The 16,205-nt window shown below is 64.0% G+C and carries 20 protein-coding genes; 10 read left to right on the forward strand and 10 right to left on the reverse strand.

Annotated elements, in window-relative coordinates; all coding sequences use genetic code 11:
- Positions 1 to 46 precede the first annotated feature (46 nt).
- Entirely contained in the window at positions 47 to 370 is a 324-nt protein-coding gene (locus ABIA42_RS14980) for a hypothetical protein (protein WP_271528252.1), read from the forward strand.
- A gap of 60 nt (positions 371 to 430) precedes the next feature.
- The gene (locus tag ABIA42_RS14985) at positions 431 to 1,105 is read left to right on the forward strand and encodes an HAD-IA family hydrolase (protein WP_370112725.1); all 675 of its coding nucleotides are present in this window, start codon (positions 431 to 433) and stop codon (positions 1,103 to 1,105) included.
- 81 nt (positions 1,106 to 1,186) lie between these two features.
- On the opposite strand, the gene ABIA42_RS14990 is transcribed toward ABIA42_RS14985, so the two are convergent.
- Positions 1,187 to 1,831, reverse strand: coding sequence for a TetR/AcrR family transcriptional regulator (locus ABIA42_RS14990; protein ID WP_370112723.1), 645 nt, complete (start codon positions 1,829 to 1,831; stop codon positions 1,187 to 1,189).
- On the opposite strand from ABIA42_RS14990, the gene ABIA42_RS14995 reads away from it, so the two are divergent.
- Both ABIA42_RS14995 and ABIA42_RS15000 read left to right on the forward strand, forming a co-directional pair.
- Entirely contained in the window at positions 1,769 to 3,046 is a 1,278-nt protein-coding gene (locus ABIA42_RS14995) for an alpha/beta hydrolase family protein (protein ID WP_370112721.1), read from the forward strand. The two genes, ABIA42_RS14990 and ABIA42_RS14995, sit on opposite strands and share 63 nt — an antisense overlap.
- Positions 3,047 to 3,075: 29 nt before the next feature.
- A complete protein-coding gene (locus ABIA42_RS15000) occupies positions 3,076 to 3,912 on the forward strand; it encodes a DUF3313 domain-containing protein (RefSeq protein WP_370112719.1) in 837 nt (278 codons plus the stop codon).
- 87 nt (positions 3,913 to 3,999) lie between these two features.
- Here ABIA42_RS15000 and ABIA42_RS15005 read toward each other — a convergent pair whose 3' ends face one another.
- The 6 genes from ABIA42_RS15005 to ABIA42_RS15030 form a co-directional block, all read right to left on the reverse strand.
- A complete protein-coding gene (locus ABIA42_RS15005; protein WP_370112717.1) occupies positions 4,000 to 4,953 on the reverse strand; it encodes a cytochrome D1 domain-containing protein in 954 nt (317 codons plus the stop codon).
- A 2-nt stretch (positions 4,954 to 4,955) separates the two neighbouring features.
- Entirely contained in the window at positions 4,956 to 5,519 is a 564-nt protein-coding gene (locus ABIA42_RS15010; protein WP_271528246.1) for an SRPBCC family protein, read from the reverse strand.
- A gap of 917 nt (positions 5,520 to 6,436) precedes the next feature.
- Positions 6,437 to 7,204, reverse strand: coding sequence for an AAA family ATPase (locus ABIA42_RS15015; protein WP_370112714.1), 768 nt, complete (start codon positions 7,202 to 7,204; stop codon positions 6,437 to 6,439).
- A gap of 87 nt (positions 7,205 to 7,291) precedes the next feature.
- Positions 7,292 to 8,152 carry a PCC domain-containing protein gene (locus ABIA42_RS15020; protein ID WP_271528245.1) on the reverse strand — a complete coding sequence of 287 codons (861 nt, stop codon included), beginning with the start codon at positions 8,150 to 8,152 and terminating at the stop codon, positions 7,292 to 7,294.
- Positions 8,153 to 8,161: 9 nt separating this feature from the next.
- Entirely contained in the window at positions 8,162 to 9,769 is a 1,608-nt protein-coding gene (locus ABIA42_RS15025) for an acyl-CoA synthetase (RefSeq protein ID WP_370112712.1), read from the reverse strand.
- 105 nt (positions 9,770 to 9,874) lie between these two features.
- On the reverse strand, positions 9,875 to 10,372 hold the full coding sequence (locus ABIA42_RS15030; protein WP_370112710.1) for a hypothetical protein: 498 nt from the start codon (positions 10,370 to 10,372) through the stop codon (positions 9,875 to 9,877).
- A gap of 93 nt (positions 10,373 to 10,465) precedes the next feature.
- Here ABIA42_RS15030 and ABIA42_RS15035 point away from each other — a divergent pair, with 93 nt between their 5' ends.
- Both ABIA42_RS15035 and ABIA42_RS15040 read left to right on the forward strand, forming a co-directional pair.
- Complete coding sequence (locus tag ABIA42_RS15035) at positions 10,466 to 10,825, forward strand: hypothetical protein (protein WP_370112708.1); 360 nt, start codon at positions 10,466 to 10,468, stop codon at positions 10,823 to 10,825.
- An 87-nt stretch (positions 10,826 to 10,912) separates the two neighbouring features.
- Positions 10,913 to 11,188, forward strand: a complete 276-nt coding sequence (locus tag ABIA42_RS15040; protein WP_370112706.1) for a GNAT family N-acetyltransferase — start codon at positions 10,913 to 10,915, stop codon at positions 11,186 to 11,188.
- 49 nt (positions 11,189 to 11,237) lie between these two features.
- Here ABIA42_RS15040 and ABIA42_RS15045 read toward each other — a convergent pair whose 3' ends face one another.
- Positions 11,238 to 11,633 (reverse strand): SPW repeat protein, encoded by a 396-nt coding sequence (locus ABIA42_RS15045; protein ID WP_370112704.1) that lies wholly within the window; start codon positions 11,631 to 11,633, stop codon positions 11,238 to 11,240.
- 318 nt (positions 11,634 to 11,951) lie between these two features.
- Here ABIA42_RS15045 and ABIA42_RS15050 point away from each other — a divergent pair, with 318 nt between their 5' ends.
- Positions 11,952 to 12,227 carry a GNAT family N-acetyltransferase gene (locus ABIA42_RS15050; RefSeq protein WP_370112702.1) on the forward strand — a complete coding sequence of 92 codons (276 nt, stop codon included), beginning with the start codon at positions 11,952 to 11,954 and terminating at the stop codon, positions 12,225 to 12,227.
- Between the two features lie 52 nt (positions 12,228 to 12,279).
- Here ABIA42_RS15050 and ABIA42_RS15055 read toward each other — a convergent pair whose 3' ends face one another.
- Positions 12,280 to 12,678, reverse strand: a complete 399-nt coding sequence (locus ABIA42_RS15055; protein WP_370112700.1) for a DUF3597 domain-containing protein — start codon at positions 12,676 to 12,678, stop codon at positions 12,280 to 12,282.
- Positions 12,679 to 13,014: 336 nt separating this feature from the next.
- On the opposite strand from ABIA42_RS15055, the gene ABIA42_RS15060 reads away from it, so the two are divergent.
- A complete protein-coding gene (locus ABIA42_RS15060) occupies positions 13,015 to 13,923 on the forward strand; it encodes a DUF2189 domain-containing protein (protein WP_370112698.1) in 909 nt (302 codons plus the stop codon).
- 130 nt (positions 13,924 to 14,053) lie between these two features.
- Positions 14,054 to 14,878, forward strand: coding sequence for a lytic murein transglycosylase (locus ABIA42_RS15065; RefSeq protein WP_370112696.1), 825 nt, complete (start codon positions 14,054 to 14,056; stop codon positions 14,876 to 14,878).
- A 175-nt stretch (positions 14,879 to 15,053) separates the two neighbouring features.
- Here ABIA42_RS15065 and ABIA42_RS15070 read toward each other — a convergent pair whose 3' ends face one another.
- Entirely contained in the window at positions 15,054 to 15,317 is a 264-nt protein-coding gene (locus tag ABIA42_RS15070) for a hypothetical protein (RefSeq protein ID WP_370112694.1), read from the reverse strand.
- Between the two features lie 628 nt (positions 15,318 to 15,945).
- On the opposite strand from ABIA42_RS15070, the gene ABIA42_RS15075 reads away from it, so the two are divergent.
- Positions 15,946 to 16,098 carry a DUF1127 domain-containing protein gene (locus ABIA42_RS15075; RefSeq protein WP_007590701.1) on the forward strand — a complete coding sequence of 51 codons (153 nt, stop codon included), beginning with the start codon at positions 15,946 to 15,948 and terminating at the stop codon, positions 16,096 to 16,098.
- Positions 16,099 to 16,205: the final 107 nt, after the last annotated feature.

Raw genomic sequence — 16,205 nt, forward strand, 5'->3', positions numbered from 1 at the left:
GCCGCCCGCTGGGCCGACCGGCTGAAGCTGCCGTGGAGTGGTCTCCATGCCGAGCCGAACTTATACACTCTTTCGTGACGCAATCCTCGCAGAGCAGCAGGTGACCTGCGTCTACGAGGGTCGCCCTCGCGAGCTCTGCCCGCACATCATCGGCACCAACAAGGCTGGCGAGGAGGCTGTGCTGGCGTGGCAGTTTGCCGGCGAGAGCACCGGATCGTTGCCGCAATGGCGGTGTCTCAAGCTGGCAAATGTTAGCGGCGCCCGGGCGCGCGACGGGCGCTGGCACGAAGGCGGCTCGCATCGGACAACGCAGACTTGCGTCAACAACATCGATATCGACATCAATGTTCATGTTCGCAAATTGCGTTGATTCATTCCCAGTGCAGTTCTGCCCCATCGCGTTTTGTCAGCGAATTCCAGAACCCGACTCATGCCCTACGCCCTCGCCATCTTCGATCTCGACGGCACCCTCGCCGACAGCTTTCCGTGGTTCCTCCGCACCATCAACGATGTCGCCGATCGCTTCAATTTTCGCCGCGTGAAGGATGAGGACATTGAAGAGCTGCGGCATGCGTCGAGCCGCGAGATGCTCTCCCGGCTCGAGGTGCCGCTGTGGAAGCTGCCGGCGATCGCGCGGCATGCGCGGCGGTTGAAGGCGGAGGCCGCTAGCGAGATTCCGCTGTTTGCGGGTGTCGAGGCGATGCTGCGGACACTGGCCGAACACGGCGTGCAGCTCACGCTGGTGACCTCCGACAGCGAGGCCAATGCGCGCGAGAAGCTCGGGGATGCCGCCGCGTTGTTCGCGCATTTCGACTGTTCTGCGTCGATATTCGGCAAGCCCGCGAAATTTCGCCGAGTCATCCGGCGGGCAGCCGTAAGCCCTGAGCGTGTGATTGCGATCGGCGACGAGGTTCGCGACATCGAGGCCGCTCGCACCGTCGGCATCGACTGCGGCGCCGTGTGCTGGGGCTACGCGGCGCCGGCGGCGCTTCGGGCGCTGCGGCCGGACCATATGTTCGAGCGAATGGATGAGATTGCGCCGACGCTGTGCTCCGGTGCCGTAGCCCGGATGAGCGGAGCGATACCCGGGAACGTCGGTGGATGAGGACCGCTCATCCGGCAAATCACTCAGGCGGAAAGCTACGGAGCGACAGCGGTTCTGCAGGCCACCCGGCCTGACGCTCACTCACTCGCCGGAGCGGCCGGCAGTCTTGCGCGAGGACGCCCCTCCAATTTCCTGGTCCAGGCACGCGAAAGCCTCTCTCAGGTGGATGGCCAGAGGTCGCTTGCCCTGATCGCCGTTCCAGTTGTCGATCGCAAGACGCAGTGCTCCGACCGACATCATGGCGACCATGCGGAGCGCGGGTTGGCGCTTGGGCTGCGGCCACAACTGGCAGAGCGCATCGAATACCGCTTCTTCCTTCTCTACGTATTTCGCCTGCTGTCGAATGCGAAGCGCTTCGTTCGCACACATCAGGCGTTCGATCACCTTGGCTTGCTTGTAATCCGCCTGAAAGCGGGCCGTCAGGTCCAACAAGGCGTTCTTCACGGCATCGAGGGGTGACTGCTTGGTCGATTGCTCCAGCACGGCGGCTCGCAGGGTCTCGCTGAAACCGCCGTCCTGCCACGCCAGCAGGATCTCTTCCTTGGACTTGAAGTAATAGAAGAACGTCCGCCGCGAGATCCCGGCTGCCTCCGCGATCGCGTCGAGCGTCGTAGCCTCGTAGCCGTGCGTCAGAAACAGTTTCAGGCCTTGCTCGGCGATACGATGCAGCGTTTCGCGCCGCTTCCGTTCGCGCAGGCCTTCCTCCTTTCGAGACGAGCTCTTCATAACCTGTTCTGGCACGAAACAAATCCGCTTGCAAAATTACACCAAGTGCAATACAAAATTACACCCAGTGCGAATTGTGTTCAAGGTGTGTTCATGGTGAACAGGGTGGGCGGCGATACTCCCTTGTGGCATGTTTCATCCCCTCACGCAGGTGGCGGGGGCGACGCAATCGCGCCGGGCAACATGACGCGACGGCGCCTTGGTGCCATGCTGCTCGCCGTCGCAGTCACAGCCGCCGTTGCGGCACCGCCAGCGCAAGCGCAGTCCGTCCCGCCCGCCTTCATCGACTTCGACTGGCTCGATCCCGCGCGTTCGCGGGACGTTCCGGCGCGCCTGCATTGGCCGACCAGTGTCGCGCCAGGATCGCGCGTACCGCTCATCGTGTTCTCCCATGGCCTGGGCGGCTCCCGCCGGGGCTACAGCTATCTGGGACGATATTGGGCGGCCCGTGGCATCGCCAGTCTGCATGTTCAGCATGCGGGCAGCGATTCATCGCTCTGGCGAGGCAATCCTCTCGCCGTCGTGGACCGCTTGCAGCGAGCGGCTCATGAGAGCGAGGCGCTGGCGCGGGCCAGGGATCTGCACTTCGCTCTGAACCTTGTGCTGTCGAGCCCCTACGGCGCCCAGATCGACCGCCGGCGTATCGTAGCGGCCGGACATTCATATGGCGCGAACACGGCCCTTCTTGCGGTTGGCGCCCGCGTGATGCGTGAAGGACGGTGGGTCGAGGTCCGCGACCCGCGCTTCTCGGCGGCGATCGTCATCTCTGCGCCGCCGTTCTACGGCGAGTCCGATCTTGCCTCGGTCCTGGGCAAGATCGCAGTTCCGAACCTGCACGTGACTGCGACAAACGACGTCATCGAAATCCCCGGATACCACTCGCCTGCTGCCGATCGATTGGCTGTCTTCAACGCCATTGCCGAACCGCGCAAGCTGCTTGCTGTGTTCGAGGGCGGCTCGCACAGCATCTTTACCGATCGCTCGTTCACGGGTGGTCCGGCTCTCAATCCGAAAGTGAAGGCTGCGACGGCCGAGCTCACTCTGGCTTTCCTCGACCTGGCCTTCGACGGCAACGAGACGACGCTGGCGCGTTGGAATGCGACCTGGCAGCCAATCCTAGCATCGGCGCCCGGCGCCGCGCCGTCTCCCGTTCCGGTCGCGCGTTCCCGGCGCATGGTCCAGAGGGCGGCGATCGGTCTTGCTCCCTCGCCATGAGATGGTCAGTCGTCGCGACCTTGAGCTTGATGGCTGCTGGTTGCGCGGTTGCACCGCTGGAGCGGTCCGGGTCCCTGGCCTCCTACGACAATCTGACGCCGTCCGATGGTCTTCTGACCAAGTCGCAGGTTCGGATCAGCAAGGCTGATGTTCTCGCCGCAAAGACTGCGCGTATCGAGCCAGCTGCGTTCGCGGTAACCGCCGCAAACCAGCCGTTCTCCGACCGGCAGCGCAGCCTGATCAAGAATGCGATGAACAGAGCGATGTGTCTTGCGCTGAGCGAGCGCTTCCGCATCGTAGCGCCGACGGAAGCCGCGGACTTGAATGTTCGGGCGGTCATTACCCACATTGCGCCGACCGATGCGACGGCAGCCGGCGTCTCCAAGGTCGCGAGCGTTGTACCGTCCATCGTTGCTCCCGGTGTGCCCATCCCTGTACCGCGGCTTCCGATCGGACTTGGGAGCCTGTCCGTAGAGGCCGAGGCCCGTGACCGCAGCGGCGACCAAAAAGCTGCCATGATCTGGGCGCGCGGAGCGAATTCCTTCACCAGCGCTCCGCGCGCATCGAGCGACGGGGATGCCTATGATCTCGCCAGCGCTTTCGGAGACGATTTCGGGAAGATGCTTGTTACCGGCGAGAGTCCGTTCGGAAAGGTCTCGGCGCCGCCATCCATCGGCAGTCTGCAGGCCTCTCTCGGCGGCGCGCCCAAGGAGGTGATCTGTGAAACATTCGGGCGAGCGCCGGGACTGATTGGAATGGCCGGAGAGAGGATTGGGCTGCCGCCGGATTGGACCGACCGGGGTGCGCCGGCCAACGCAGCCCCGGAAGCCGCGGTCACCGATCAGGCTGGCCCCCCCGCTAACTGATCAGCGCTGACTGGTGTTACTGGATGAGCGATCGGCAGCACCTTCATGCAACGTCGTCGTTGGATAGCGGCCGCGGGTTTTGGCGAACTACTCCGTCTTGCGCAAGAACGCCCCGAATGCGCGCGGGCCATCGCCGGTCTTGATCTCGCCGATCACCTTCAGCTCGCTGGCATCGATGATATTGAGCGTGTTGCTCTCCCAGCAGGCGACGATGATGCGCTTGCCGTCGGCGGTTGCCGCGATGCCTTCGGGATAGTCGCCGACAGTGATGCGCTTGATCGGCTTCAGGCTCGCGAGGTCGAACACGCTGACGGTGCCGCCATATTGGTCGGTGACGAAACCGCGGCCCTGCGTCAGCGCCACCGCATAGGGGCGCATCCCGACCGGCACACGGCCGATTTCGCGAGCCTCCGCGATATCGATGACCGAGACATCGTCGGAGCCGACATTGGCCGTGTAGGCGCGCCGGCCATCGGCGTCGATGGTGACGCCGAACGGGCGGGTGCCGACCTTGATCATGGCCCTGCGCTGGCGCGTCGCGCTGTCCACCACCGAGACGCTGTCGTCGTCGCGGTCCGCCGAGAGCAGCAGCTTGCCATCCGGCGTCACGGCGAGGCCCGATGGCGAGGCCCCGACCGCGATGCTGGCCGTGACGCTGCGCGAAGCCGTATCGATCACCCGCACCGCAGCGGCATACCAGTCGGCGACATAGACGGTGCGGCCATCGGGCGCGACGGCAATGCCGAGCGGCCCGCCGCCGACCTCGATCCGCCCCGCGACCTGACGCGCGGCCGCGTCCACCACCGTCACCGCCTTGGCATCTGGGCTCGTCACATAGGCAAAGCGCCCGTCGGCGCTGACGGCGACACCGGCCGGCTTGCCGCCGATCGGAATGGTCGCGACCGCGCGTAGGCCCGCGAGGTCCACGATCATCAGATCCTCGCTGAGCTGGTTGGTGACGAACGCTTCTTCAGCGGAGGCGCGTGGGGAACCGGCACCGCAGAGGCTGGCGGCGAACGCCGCCAGAACCAGCGCCCGCACTGTCAGCTTCCGCTCTCGATCTTCTTCTTGAGCGCCTCGAGCCCGGCCTTGTACAGCCCGCTCACCGCGGTCCTGGCGGCCTCGTCGCTCAGCTCCGGCGGCGGATCGTTGTTGGGATAGCCGCGATAGAACGCGCCGGCCCATTCCAGCTTCGCCTTGCCATCAGGCGCGGGCGACACCGTCAGCGTCGAGGAATAGTTGGTCACCGGCAGCACCTTCACGTCGACCTTGGTGATCCGGTACGAATAGCTCAGCATGTCGGGCTCGTATTTGTAGAGCTCCTCCTCGACCGTTGCGCCGCCCGTCAGCGTCAGCGTCCGCGTCGCGCCGATCTCGTTGCCCTTCTCGCCCGTGGTCTTGGTGACGGGTGGAAGCCAGCTCATGTCCTGGAAATTGCCGATCACCGCCCATACCTTGGCCGGGGCAGCGTTGATCTCGATGGATTCCCTCACCTTCTGCCGCGTCGGCCCGTGCGCCCAGACCGGCTCGAACGCCGTTGTCAGCGCCATCCCCGCCACCGCCAGCGCCGCGACCCCGGCGATCGCCGGTCCCATCGTCATCCTCATGTCGTTTCCTCATTTGATCCTGCGCGACTTGAAGCGCGCTGGGAGCATCGTAGCGCATTTTTGGACGGTGGGGAGACCGGTTCGTGGCGCGGCTGTGGCGGCGCGCTCCCACTATCACACCATCCGTTGCGTTGCCTGACGGGCAAAACACGCCAGAACACGGTCAACTCCTTGCGGGCGGAAATAATTCGCTTTAATCGAATTCGGAATTGTCGCATGTTTTGGCCATCCCAGCCCGGGCCGAGGGGCGGATCGCGATCGTCACGAACGCGGGATGGGAATGTGGTGGACGCAGGCAGCGTCGCGCGCAGGCGGTTTGCAGGACGGGTCACTCCGTGGGCAGACGACGCGCGCACACGACGGGCGCAGCCAGCGTACGGCAAAATCGTGTGGTCCTGGCGCCCGGGGTCTGTGCGCCAAGGCTTGTGGTGACGTTGCGGCCCGACCGGGTTCGCATCGTCAACCATCCGCAAGGCGACGGGGGCAATAGTGCATCGCTCCCCGAGGAGATCACGACATAAGCCGTAAAACCACTGCGCAGGGAAGGCCGGATGTTTGGCTTCACCTGTATGCCGCTGTGCATCACTTCCAGCGCATTACGCGCACAGCGGACCGCGGGTGCCAGCCGGCACCCGGCCTTCCCTACGCCCTCGGCACTCTTGAGGGCGGCGATCAACGCAAAGCTCGGACACGGTGTGCCGCGAGAATGCGAAGCCGCGCGTATAATGCGGGTAGCAATGCTAGAGAAATTCGGGCTCTCGTGCCCCGGACGCAGCGCAGCGCCCCTTCGGCGGTGCGCTGCTGAGCCGGGGCCCATGCAGCAGCACGACGCGCGGACTCCTGGGTCCCGGCTCTGCGCCGCAACGCTCACGCGTTGCGGCTTGTCCGGGACACGAGTGTGGGCGTCGGGTGCGCCCCTACTCCGCCAGCGTCGCCTCCACGAACCCGCGTGGATCGGCACAAAACTCCCGCATCACCCGGTAATGATCGGTCTGCTCCACCGTGGTCGGCTCCAGGCCGTATTTCCCGAGCCGCAGCAGCCGCGCATTGGGATAGGCCATCAGCACCGGCGAATGCGTTGCCATGATCACCTGGCAGATGCGGGACTCTTCCATGCGGCGCAGCAGCTTCAGGAATTCGATCTGGCGCGCCGGCGACAGCGCCGATTCCGGCTCGTCGAAGATGAAGATGCCCTGGCGTTGGCAGCGTTCTTCGAAGAAGCGCAGGAAGCCTTCACCGTGGGAGTGCGAGAGGAAATCGGGACCGGCCTGGCCGGCATCCCGTGCCGCCTTGTCCAGATATCGCGCAACCGAGAAAAAACTCTCCGCACGGAAGAACCAGCCATTGGTGATCTTCGGCAGCCAGCTTGCGCGCAGCGCCTTCGAGAGTTGGCCGCCCATCTTCTCGCGTGCTTCGGAATGATCGACCGGCATGTAGCCCTTGCCGCCACCGGCATCGTCATAGCCGGCGAGCGCTGCGATGCCCTCGAGGATCGTCGACTTCCCGGTGCCGTTCTCTCCCACGATGATGGTGATGGCCGCGTCGAAGTTGAGCTCGAAGTCATCGGGGAAGATGGGCAGGCAAAACGGATAGGCCTCGCGATCGTGAACTTGCGACGGATCGAGCCAGACCCGCTTCAGATAAGGCGCAGGCAGATTGATCGTCCGATTGCCTTTTCGTGCCATTGCCCACCCCTGAAACCTCCGCTAGAACATAACAGGAACATAAGAATTGCAAAGCGATATCTGCCCCGCCCGCCCAGGCCTGACCAGCTACGCCAACGCCTCCAGCACCAGCTCCATGGTCATCAGCACGGGATTGTCGCCGCGGATCAGGCGGCCCTCGGCGATGCCACCGGTGTAATCGATCAATGCAACATCGAGCGCGGCCTGCAGTTGGCCGGAAGCGCCGGGCGCGATCGCGCCGGCCGTGATCGCCAGCTCGGTGGCAAAGGGCTCGGTGATGCCGCCATGGGTGAAACGCGCGCCGATTGTCGAGCCGACGCCGCCGTGAATTTTCGCACGCGCGATGCCATGTGCACGGCAGAAGTCCTCGAGGCCGCCGGCAAAATCCTGATTGGGCCGCAGCCGCAATGCGAAGCTTCGGCTCGTCGTGCGGGCGCCGGTGCTCGCGACCGCGACGGGCCCGAACAGCTTGAAATTGGTCTCCGGATCGGGTTCGGCAGTGAACATCGCGCCATCGATGCCGAACGCCTCGACCTCGAAGGGCTCGGCCACAACGGTCTCGTCCGGCAGCATGTGGCCGCCGCTTGCCTTGCCGTCGGCCTCGGTCCAGAGCCCATGGCAATGAAAGAACGGTGCGCCGTCCCGCACGCCCAGCGTCATGCTGCCAAGCTTCGTGCGCGTCACGCCTTCGGGCCGATATGTCTCGCTGTAGAATGCCGCGTTCTCGCCGGTCTTCGACAGCGCCGGCATGACATAGGCGAACGGTTCGAGCGCACAGCGGCCGAAATTGAGCACGCCGCCGGCAAATCCCTCTGCCGCAAATCCGCGCCGTGCAGCTTCCAGCAGCGGCAGTCCCGCCTGAAGCGTGAAGGAAAAGGCGCGCCCCCTCGCCTCCACCCATTGAATGCGTTCGGCGACGGGCGGGCCCGGCTGCTTGATGCTGCGCATGACGCCTGCTCAGCTGGCCTTGATCTTGTCGAGATCGAGCAGCCCGCGCGCCTCGAGCTCGTCGCGCACCATCCGCTTCGGCACCTTGCCGTAGCCGGATTTGGGCAGCGCCTCCCAGAAGAAAAACCGCTTCGGCATCTTGTAGCGCGGCACTTTTGGCGAGAGGAACGCCGCCATCTCCGCTTCGCTCACTGGCTTCGCGCCTTCGCGCGCAACGCAGACAGCTATTCCGACCTCGCCCCAGGTCGCATCGGGCACGCCGAGCACGGCGACTTCGCCGATCGCGGGATGCGTCAGGATCTTCTCCTCGATCTCGCGCGGATAGATGTTGGAGCCGCCGGAGATGTACATGTCGGAGGCACGTCCCGTGATGTAGACGAATCCCTCCTCGTCCATGTGGCCGAGGTCGCCGGTGCGGAACCAGCCGTTGCGGAACGCCTTCGCATTGGCTTCGGGGTTGTCGTAATAGCCGGCGAACACCGCAGGCCCGATCACGCAGATCTCGCCGCTCTGGTTCGGGGCAAGCTCCCGTCCCTCGTCGTCCTGGATCGAAACCTGCATGCCGGTGCGCTCGAAGCCACAGGTGCCGATCTTTGCATGCGGGCCGTCCTCGGGATCGTGCAGCGCGGCCGGCAGCACGGTGATGTTGCCGGTGACCTCGCCAAGGCCGAAATACTGCACGATGACCTTGCCGAGCTTCTTCAGCGCCGCCTTCTGGTCCTCGCGATACATTGGCGCGCCGGCATAGATCACCTGACGCAGCGAGGAATGATCGTATTTGTCGGCGGCGGGATGCTCGACCATCATCTTGAGGATCGTCGGCACCGTGAAGAGATTGCTGACGCGATGCGCCTCGATCAGGCGGAACGCCTCGTTGATGTCGAATTTTTCGGTCGGCAGCAGCACCGTGCATGCGCCGCGCGCGGTCTGCATCAGCTGATGCACGCCGGCGCCGTGCGACAGCGGCGCCACCACCAGCGAGGCATCCTGCTCCGTCACGCCTGGCGTCAGATCGGCGAGATGATTGGTGACGACGAACCCCATCTGGCCGTGTGTGAGCACAGCCGCCTTGGAACGGCCGGTGGTGCCGGAGGTGAAGAAGAACCAGCAGGGATCGTCGTGTTCGACAGCGACGTTCTCGACTGCCGTTCCTCCCCGCGAGGCCATGGCTTCGGCCACCGACATATCCGCGAATGGCGCCTTGCTGTCGATGCTCCAGGTGAATTCGAGTGCGCCGCCCTTCACCGCCGCCGCGTGCTCGGGGAAATCGACATGGCACAGGAACGCCTTCGCCCCGGAGGCCTGCGCGAGATAGCTGACCTCGTCCGGCATCAGGCGAAAATTGGTGGGGACCCAGACCGCACCGAGCCGGAACGCGGCGAACATCGAGACGAACATCTCGTCGCCGTTCTTGGAATGGACGAGGATGCGGTCGCCCCTGGCAATTCCACGCGCGGTGAGCGCGGCCGCCAGCGCCGAGACCTGTGCATCGATCTCGCGCCAGGTCCAGGATTTGTCACCCCAGACGAAGCCGGGGCGCGATCCATGCCGCCGCGCATTCTGGGTCAGCATGTAGGCGAGATTCATGACGCGGCGGGACATGCGCAGGGGCTGCATCGGGCTTCCTCTTCGACGACGGGCGGCGCACAAGCTGCCCGCTCATTGCCGCCCATTTATCGCCATCGCCAGCGCCCCTGCAAGGCCGGCTGCCGCGGACCAGCTCTACGGCTGCTTGAACGCAAACGGCGTCGCCGCAATGGTCTTCCGCTTGACGCAGGTCTGCGGACCAAAGCCGCCGCAGAAGCTGCCATGCAGATCGAAGCGGACGGTGCGCGCGGCGCCGCGCTTCGCCGCCGGCGCCATGATCTCGTAGCGGAGGACATAGCCGCCAAACACCTCGCGCACGCTCCCGTTCGGCAGCGTCACCAGGATCTTCATGACGCAGCCGCCGGTTCCGCAATAGGTCGTTTCGCGATCGCCGCATTTGGTGTCCTGGAAATCGACGATGTAGTCCTCGCGGCCATCGCCGGTGAGGTCGGTCTTGCGCACGGTGTTTGGCGCGAAGGTCACCTCGCCGCCCTCCTGGCTGTCGCATTCCTCATTGGCGTAGCGCAGCGCCTTCTGCACGTCCGATGGATAGTCGGCCGGATTGAATGGCTTTGCGTCGTCGGCGCGCGCGCAGGTCACGAGCAAGGTGAGCAGGAGGATCAGAGATCGCATTGGCGTTGGTCGCAGCCACAACCGCAATTGTTCAGGGAATTTTAAACATGATCGGCGCACGCTTCATCCGTCTCCGCGTACAGAGTGCATTCCATGATCAAAGCGCCCGCCGTCATCCTGCTCACGCTGGCGCTCGCCGGATGTGCCGTTGCGCCACAGGCGCATCTAGCTTCCGATCCCGCCTTCAAGCCTGCGCGTTACGCCTGGGATGGCGCCGGCGAGGATCCCAACCGGCCGCGCGCTACTTCACAACCAACGCGTACCGCTGCCCACTCCGAGCGCAACAAGTCGCAAGCCGGCATTCAGCCCTATTCGAAGGAATGGTGGCAGGCGCAGGACGGCATCGAGGCCGAGCAGGACGCCAAGGTCAACCGCTCCCTGGTCATCTGCCAGGGTTGCCTCCGCCAGCCGCCGCAGCCCGAGGATTCCAGGCTGGCCCAAGCGACCGATTGAACCGAACGACCGCAACATCGGAAACCTGCCGACCCGACCGCGCGTTACGGTCTCGTGTGCGAGGCTGGCAGCTGGAGGGGCCACGACATGAGCGACGTCATCGACAACAAGGCCCAACACCGCTACGAGCTCGCGGTGGAAGGCCATCTTGCGACCGAGCATTACAAGCTCGATGGCAACGTGATCACGTTCGAGCATACGGACGTGCCGAAGGAACTTGGTGGCAAGGGCATTGGTTCGAAGCTGGTACAAGGCGCACTCGACCAGGTCCGCGCCGCCGGATTGAAGCTGATCCCACAATGCCCGTTCGTGAAGGCGTGGATCGACAAGCACCCGGACTATGCAGATCTCGTAACAAGATGAGTGCACGGGCCCGCCGCCCATGGCCGGCGGGCCTGCCGGCATCTACGGCCTATTGCCCATGCTTGAGCAGGTCCTGGTCAGTCTGACCCCAGTCCTGCCACAGCTGGAGTATGCCGAGCAGCACCACCACCGCACCGAGGGTCGTGTGATAGATGCGGAGGAAGCCGTCGGCGGAATAGCCGATCACGTAAGGCGAGGCGATGAGCCACAGCCCGACCAGGATCGTGGTCACCTCTTGCCACCGCTGCAAGGCCACGTACTCGAGCTGGCTGAGACCAAACACGATCAGACCGATCGCGACGGTGTTGAGGATGGCCGTCTGGTGTCCGGTGATCCCCTGATCCTGGACGGGAAACCACGGCGAAGCCACGATCGCCGCGCCAAGCAGCATCCCGCACCAGTCTTCCCATGTTCGATGAGTCTTCAAGAAACCAGAGTCCGACATCGTACCCTCCTGCAAAAGAGGCATACGTCTGCGGCTGGCGATCACGACACTCCGAATATCTGGCGACCCTGCCGGCCGCATTCGGGCGTATGTCCTCTCCAGGACGTGGGAACCGAACTTCGGCTTGCAAGAGCCGTAGCGAGGAATATTTGCGGTCGCCGCGCTATGCTCGCAGGGCGCGATTTCCATACTGCACTGCGGTCACCGCGGCGCATTTGCGGATATCTCCTCTGCGCCAATCTGCCTTGGTCTCACCTTGGCAAGGGCGGAATTGGCCTCCTAGATCAGGAGGCAATCTGCATTTCGGAAGGATCCCTCATGGCGGCATCGGTACGCGACAACAAGGACAGGAGCCGCTTCGAGCTCGATGTCGGCAGCGACATCGCCTTCGCCAATTACCGGCTGACGCCGTCCGCCGTCATCATCACCCATACCGAGACGCCGCGCGCGCTGCGCGGCCGCGGCATCGGCTCCGAGCTGGTCAAGGGCGCGCTGGACTTGATCCGGCGCGACGGCAGGAAGGTGATCGCCGGCTGCGGCTTCGTCGTCGACTATCTCGACAGGCATCCGGAGGATGCGGATCTGGTCGCCTGAGTGCAAAGGGGCCCGCGAGATCGCGGGCCCCTCCGGCACGACCCGGGGTGGGTCAGTGCTTGATCTCCGGCGGCAGCTTGCCGCCGTTGGCTGCGAGCTTGGACATTACCTGCTTGTGCAGCCAGACGTTCATGCTGGCCGAGTCGTTCATGTCGCCGCCGTAGCCGAGCTCCTTGGCGAGATCCTTGCGCGCAGCGAGGCTGGAATCGATATCGAGCGCCTTCATGAGGTCGACGATCGAGGTCCGCCATTCCAGCTTCTCGCCCTTGTGTGCGGCCGCGGCCTTGTCGACGATCGCCGCCACGTCGACGGCCGCCATGGGCGCGGCGGCCGGCGCCGAAGCGCCTGGCGCGCCTGCGGGCGTGCCGGGCGAAGCTGCGCCACCGGCGGGCGCGGCGGAGGCCGGCTCGCTGCCGAAGATCGCGCTCATGATTTTCCCGAAAATGCTCATGTCTGCTCCCCGAAAAGGAATCCGTTGGAAGGGCCTTGAGTGGCACTTATAGACGAAGTTACCGCGCTGCGCCCGCGAAGTTCCGCAAGCTAACAGCAGCATCAGCTTATCTGCGGCGAAATGACGACAGAATGACGTCGTTGTGGTTGCGCCGCGACATCGAATTTTACCCCAGCGTGAGGGACAGGACTTGGACTTGAGAGTATGGTTGGCGTTCAGCTCGCGATGCCGGCCGGAATTCGCGTGTGGTCGGGATCGCGAGATTTCAAAGAATGGCGGCCGCTTGCGCCGTTTGCCGGCGCCGGTCTTGGCCGCCTGGCAAGGGAGCTAGCGACCATGGCCACACTCTACCAGGGCAATGTTCCTACGATGGGCCAGCCCGCGGATGCGGCTGGACCAGTGATCCGAACCATCCGACTGTCCGATCTGCAGGATGCGCTCAGGCGCGGCTGGGAAGACTTCAAGGCCGTTCCGAGCCACGCCATCATCCTGTGCCTGATCTACCCGGTGCTCGGCCTCGTGCTCGCCCGCGTGGTGATGGGCTATTCGGTGTTGCCGCTGTTGTTTCCACTGGCTGCCGGTTTCGCGCTGATTGGCCCCTTCGCGGCGCTCGGACTTTACGAGCTCTCCAGCCGGCGCGAGCGCTATGAACCGGCCAGCGCCTGGGATGCCCTGGAGGTGCTGCGCTCGCCTTCGTTCGGTGCGATGCTGGGCCTCGGCACGTTGCTGCTCGCCCTGCTCGTCACTTGGGTCGCGACCGCGCAGGCGATCTACATCGCAGCGTTCGGCTACGAGGGCGCGACCGGACTCTCGGACTTCGTGACGCGCGTGCTGACGACTCAGCAAGGTTGGTGGCTGATCGCGGTTGGCTGCGGCACCGGCTTCCTGTTCGCGCTCGCCGCGCTCTGTATCAGCGTCGTGTCGTTCCCCTTGATGCTGGACCGTCATGCCGGCGCATTCGAGTCAATGGTAACGTCGCTGCGCGTCGTCGCAAGAAACCCCGTGCCGATGGCGGCGTGGGGCTTCATTGTGGCGGTGCTGCTCGCGCTCGGCACAATACCGGCCTTCCTCGGCCTTGCCGTGGTGATCCCGTTGCTCGGCCATGCCACGTGGCACCTCTACCGCAAGGTGATCGTCTCGGAGCCCGGGGCGCGCCCGGTGCCGCCCCCGCCGCATCGTCCGCGCAAGCCGGCTGCCGACTTCCCGGCCAACCTCTTCCCGTGGCGGAATCGGACGGACGCCTGACGATATCGTGACCTGCGATCCTGCCCCGGCTCGGGCAGGATCGCATCCTGTCGTGCGCCTTGCTTTGGCCGCGGTTCCGACCGAGATTGTGCCCACCGGTCAGATCGCTTCACGGAATTCATTTACTCGAATGACCCCGACGATTTCTCGTCTCGCTCTCGCAGCCTTCGCCCTCTCCGCTTCAATCCTGTCAGCCCAGCCCGCGCTCGCTGCTGTTGCCTGCGGCTCGGGCAATTTCGACGCCTGGCTTGCGGATTTCAAAACTGACGCTGCGGCGAAAGGCATCTCGCAGCAGGCCATCACCACCGGGCTTGCCGGCGTGACGCTCGATCAGAGCGTCCTCAACCGCGACCGCTCGCAAAAGGTCTTCACCCAGTCCTTCGAGGAGTTTTCCGGCCGCATGGTGCCGCCGCGCATGCAGCGCGGCTCCAACATGATGAAGCAATACGGCTCGGTACTGTCGCGCATCGAGCAGGCCTATGGGGTGCCCGGCGAGATCCTGGTTGCGATCTGGGGTTTGGAGACCGATTTCGGCGTCAACACCGGCAAGTTCGCGACGATCCGCTCGCTGGCAACGCTTGCCTATGACTGCCGCCGCTCCGAGCAGTTTCGCGCCGAGCTGATGGACGCGCTGCGCATCGTCCAGCGCGGCGATCTCGCCCCAGCCGACATGAAGGGCGCCTGGGCTGGCGAGCTCGGCCAGACCCAGTTCATGCCGTCATCCTGGATGAAATATGCCGTCGATTTCGACGGCAATGGCAAGCGCGATCTCCTGCATAACGCGCCCGACGTGCTCGCCTCCACCGCCAACTATCTCGCCGGCTATGGCTGGCAACGAGGCAAGGATTGGCAGCCGGGCAGTCCCAACTTCGCCGTGCTTCAGCAATGGAACAAGAGCGATGTCTATTCCAAGACCATCGCCTATTTCGCCACCCAGCTGGCGCGCGCTCCTTAAAGCGCGATGCGATCAGGATGAATCGTCATCGCGCTTTAGGTTGTTGTTTAAGCATGATCTTTTCGGAAACCGCTGTGCACTTTTCCGGATCATGCTTTAGGCCCTCGGACAAGCGAGCAAGGGCCGACCGCGCGGCGATCGGCCCCCTCTTTGATGCGCTGACTTCTCAACGTTTCTATTTGGACATGGTGGCCTGCATCGCCTTGCTCAGATGCGCACCGCACACACCCATCTTGCCGTTGAGCAGCGCGTCCTGCGCCGCCGTGATTTCCTTCTGCGCGACGAATTTGCTGTCGCCGTCGGCCATGTTCTCGATCGCGGTCTCCGTCTTCTCCAGATTGGCCCCGCTGCAGCCGCCCGCGGCGTGCTTGGTGGCCTCAGCCGGCGCGACGGCGAACGCAACGGCAGCGATTGCGATAACCCCGAGTAACTTCGACATGACGTTACCTTCCTTCTTGTCCTTGCACAGACCAGCGACATTGCCGGATTCTGCGGCACGACTTTCCTTCGGGCGCGTCAACTTGCCGCAATAAATTCTTCGCGAGAATTACGTGATGCTGCGCATGGCGCAGAGTGGCATGCAGAAATTCTGTCTTTCATGACAGACCTGTAACGAACGCTGCACGCAAAGCGTGCGCTTGATGCACCGAGGGCGTTTGCCGGTCGAAGGGTGCCAAATATCCGACGCGAACCAACAGGACGCATGAATGAATATGTATTCATATCTTCTGTTCCGGACACATGCGAATCGCGCATATGTGACTTGGGTTCAGTAGCTGCTTCAGGTCATTGGCGGGCGCAGGAACGCAACATATTTCCCTGGCGCAACCGGCTAGCGCTAGCTCCCTTAAGTCCGTGAATTCACGGACATTTGCTTCTCCTGATACGACACCCTGCCTGTTGCGTGGGCGGGAGCGCCCCCAGGTTAATCGCCCGTTACCGACGGTATGCACTCTACGCCTAGCTGCATCGCAACATAGGAACTTTCGCACTGCACTACTCCCATCTATATTCACTTCAACGATGAGGCTCGGGCAAGAGCTGAATCGAACTACAGGAGACTACCAATGCTGCTCTCGCTCATCCGCATGATCCAGGCCTTCCGGGACTATCAGCGCAATGTTGCCGAGCTGTCTCAGCTCAGCGATCGCGAATTGGCCGATATCGGCCTCGATCGCTCGGACATCCCGCGCGTTGCCGCCGGTCAGTATCAGGGCTGATAACCTCAGCCCCAACCGGACGACCCGATAGCGCCCGCCTCGTGCGGGCGTTGTCGTATCTGGTGGCAGAAAACTCGATCTCGGCGATTCCACTCTCCGCCGAAAAG

It is taken from the genome of Bradyrhizobium sp. USDA 327, assembly GCF_041262065.1.
Classification (GTDB): domain Bacteria; phylum Pseudomonadota; class Alphaproteobacteria; order Rhizobiales; family Xanthobacteraceae; genus Bradyrhizobium; species Bradyrhizobium liaoningense.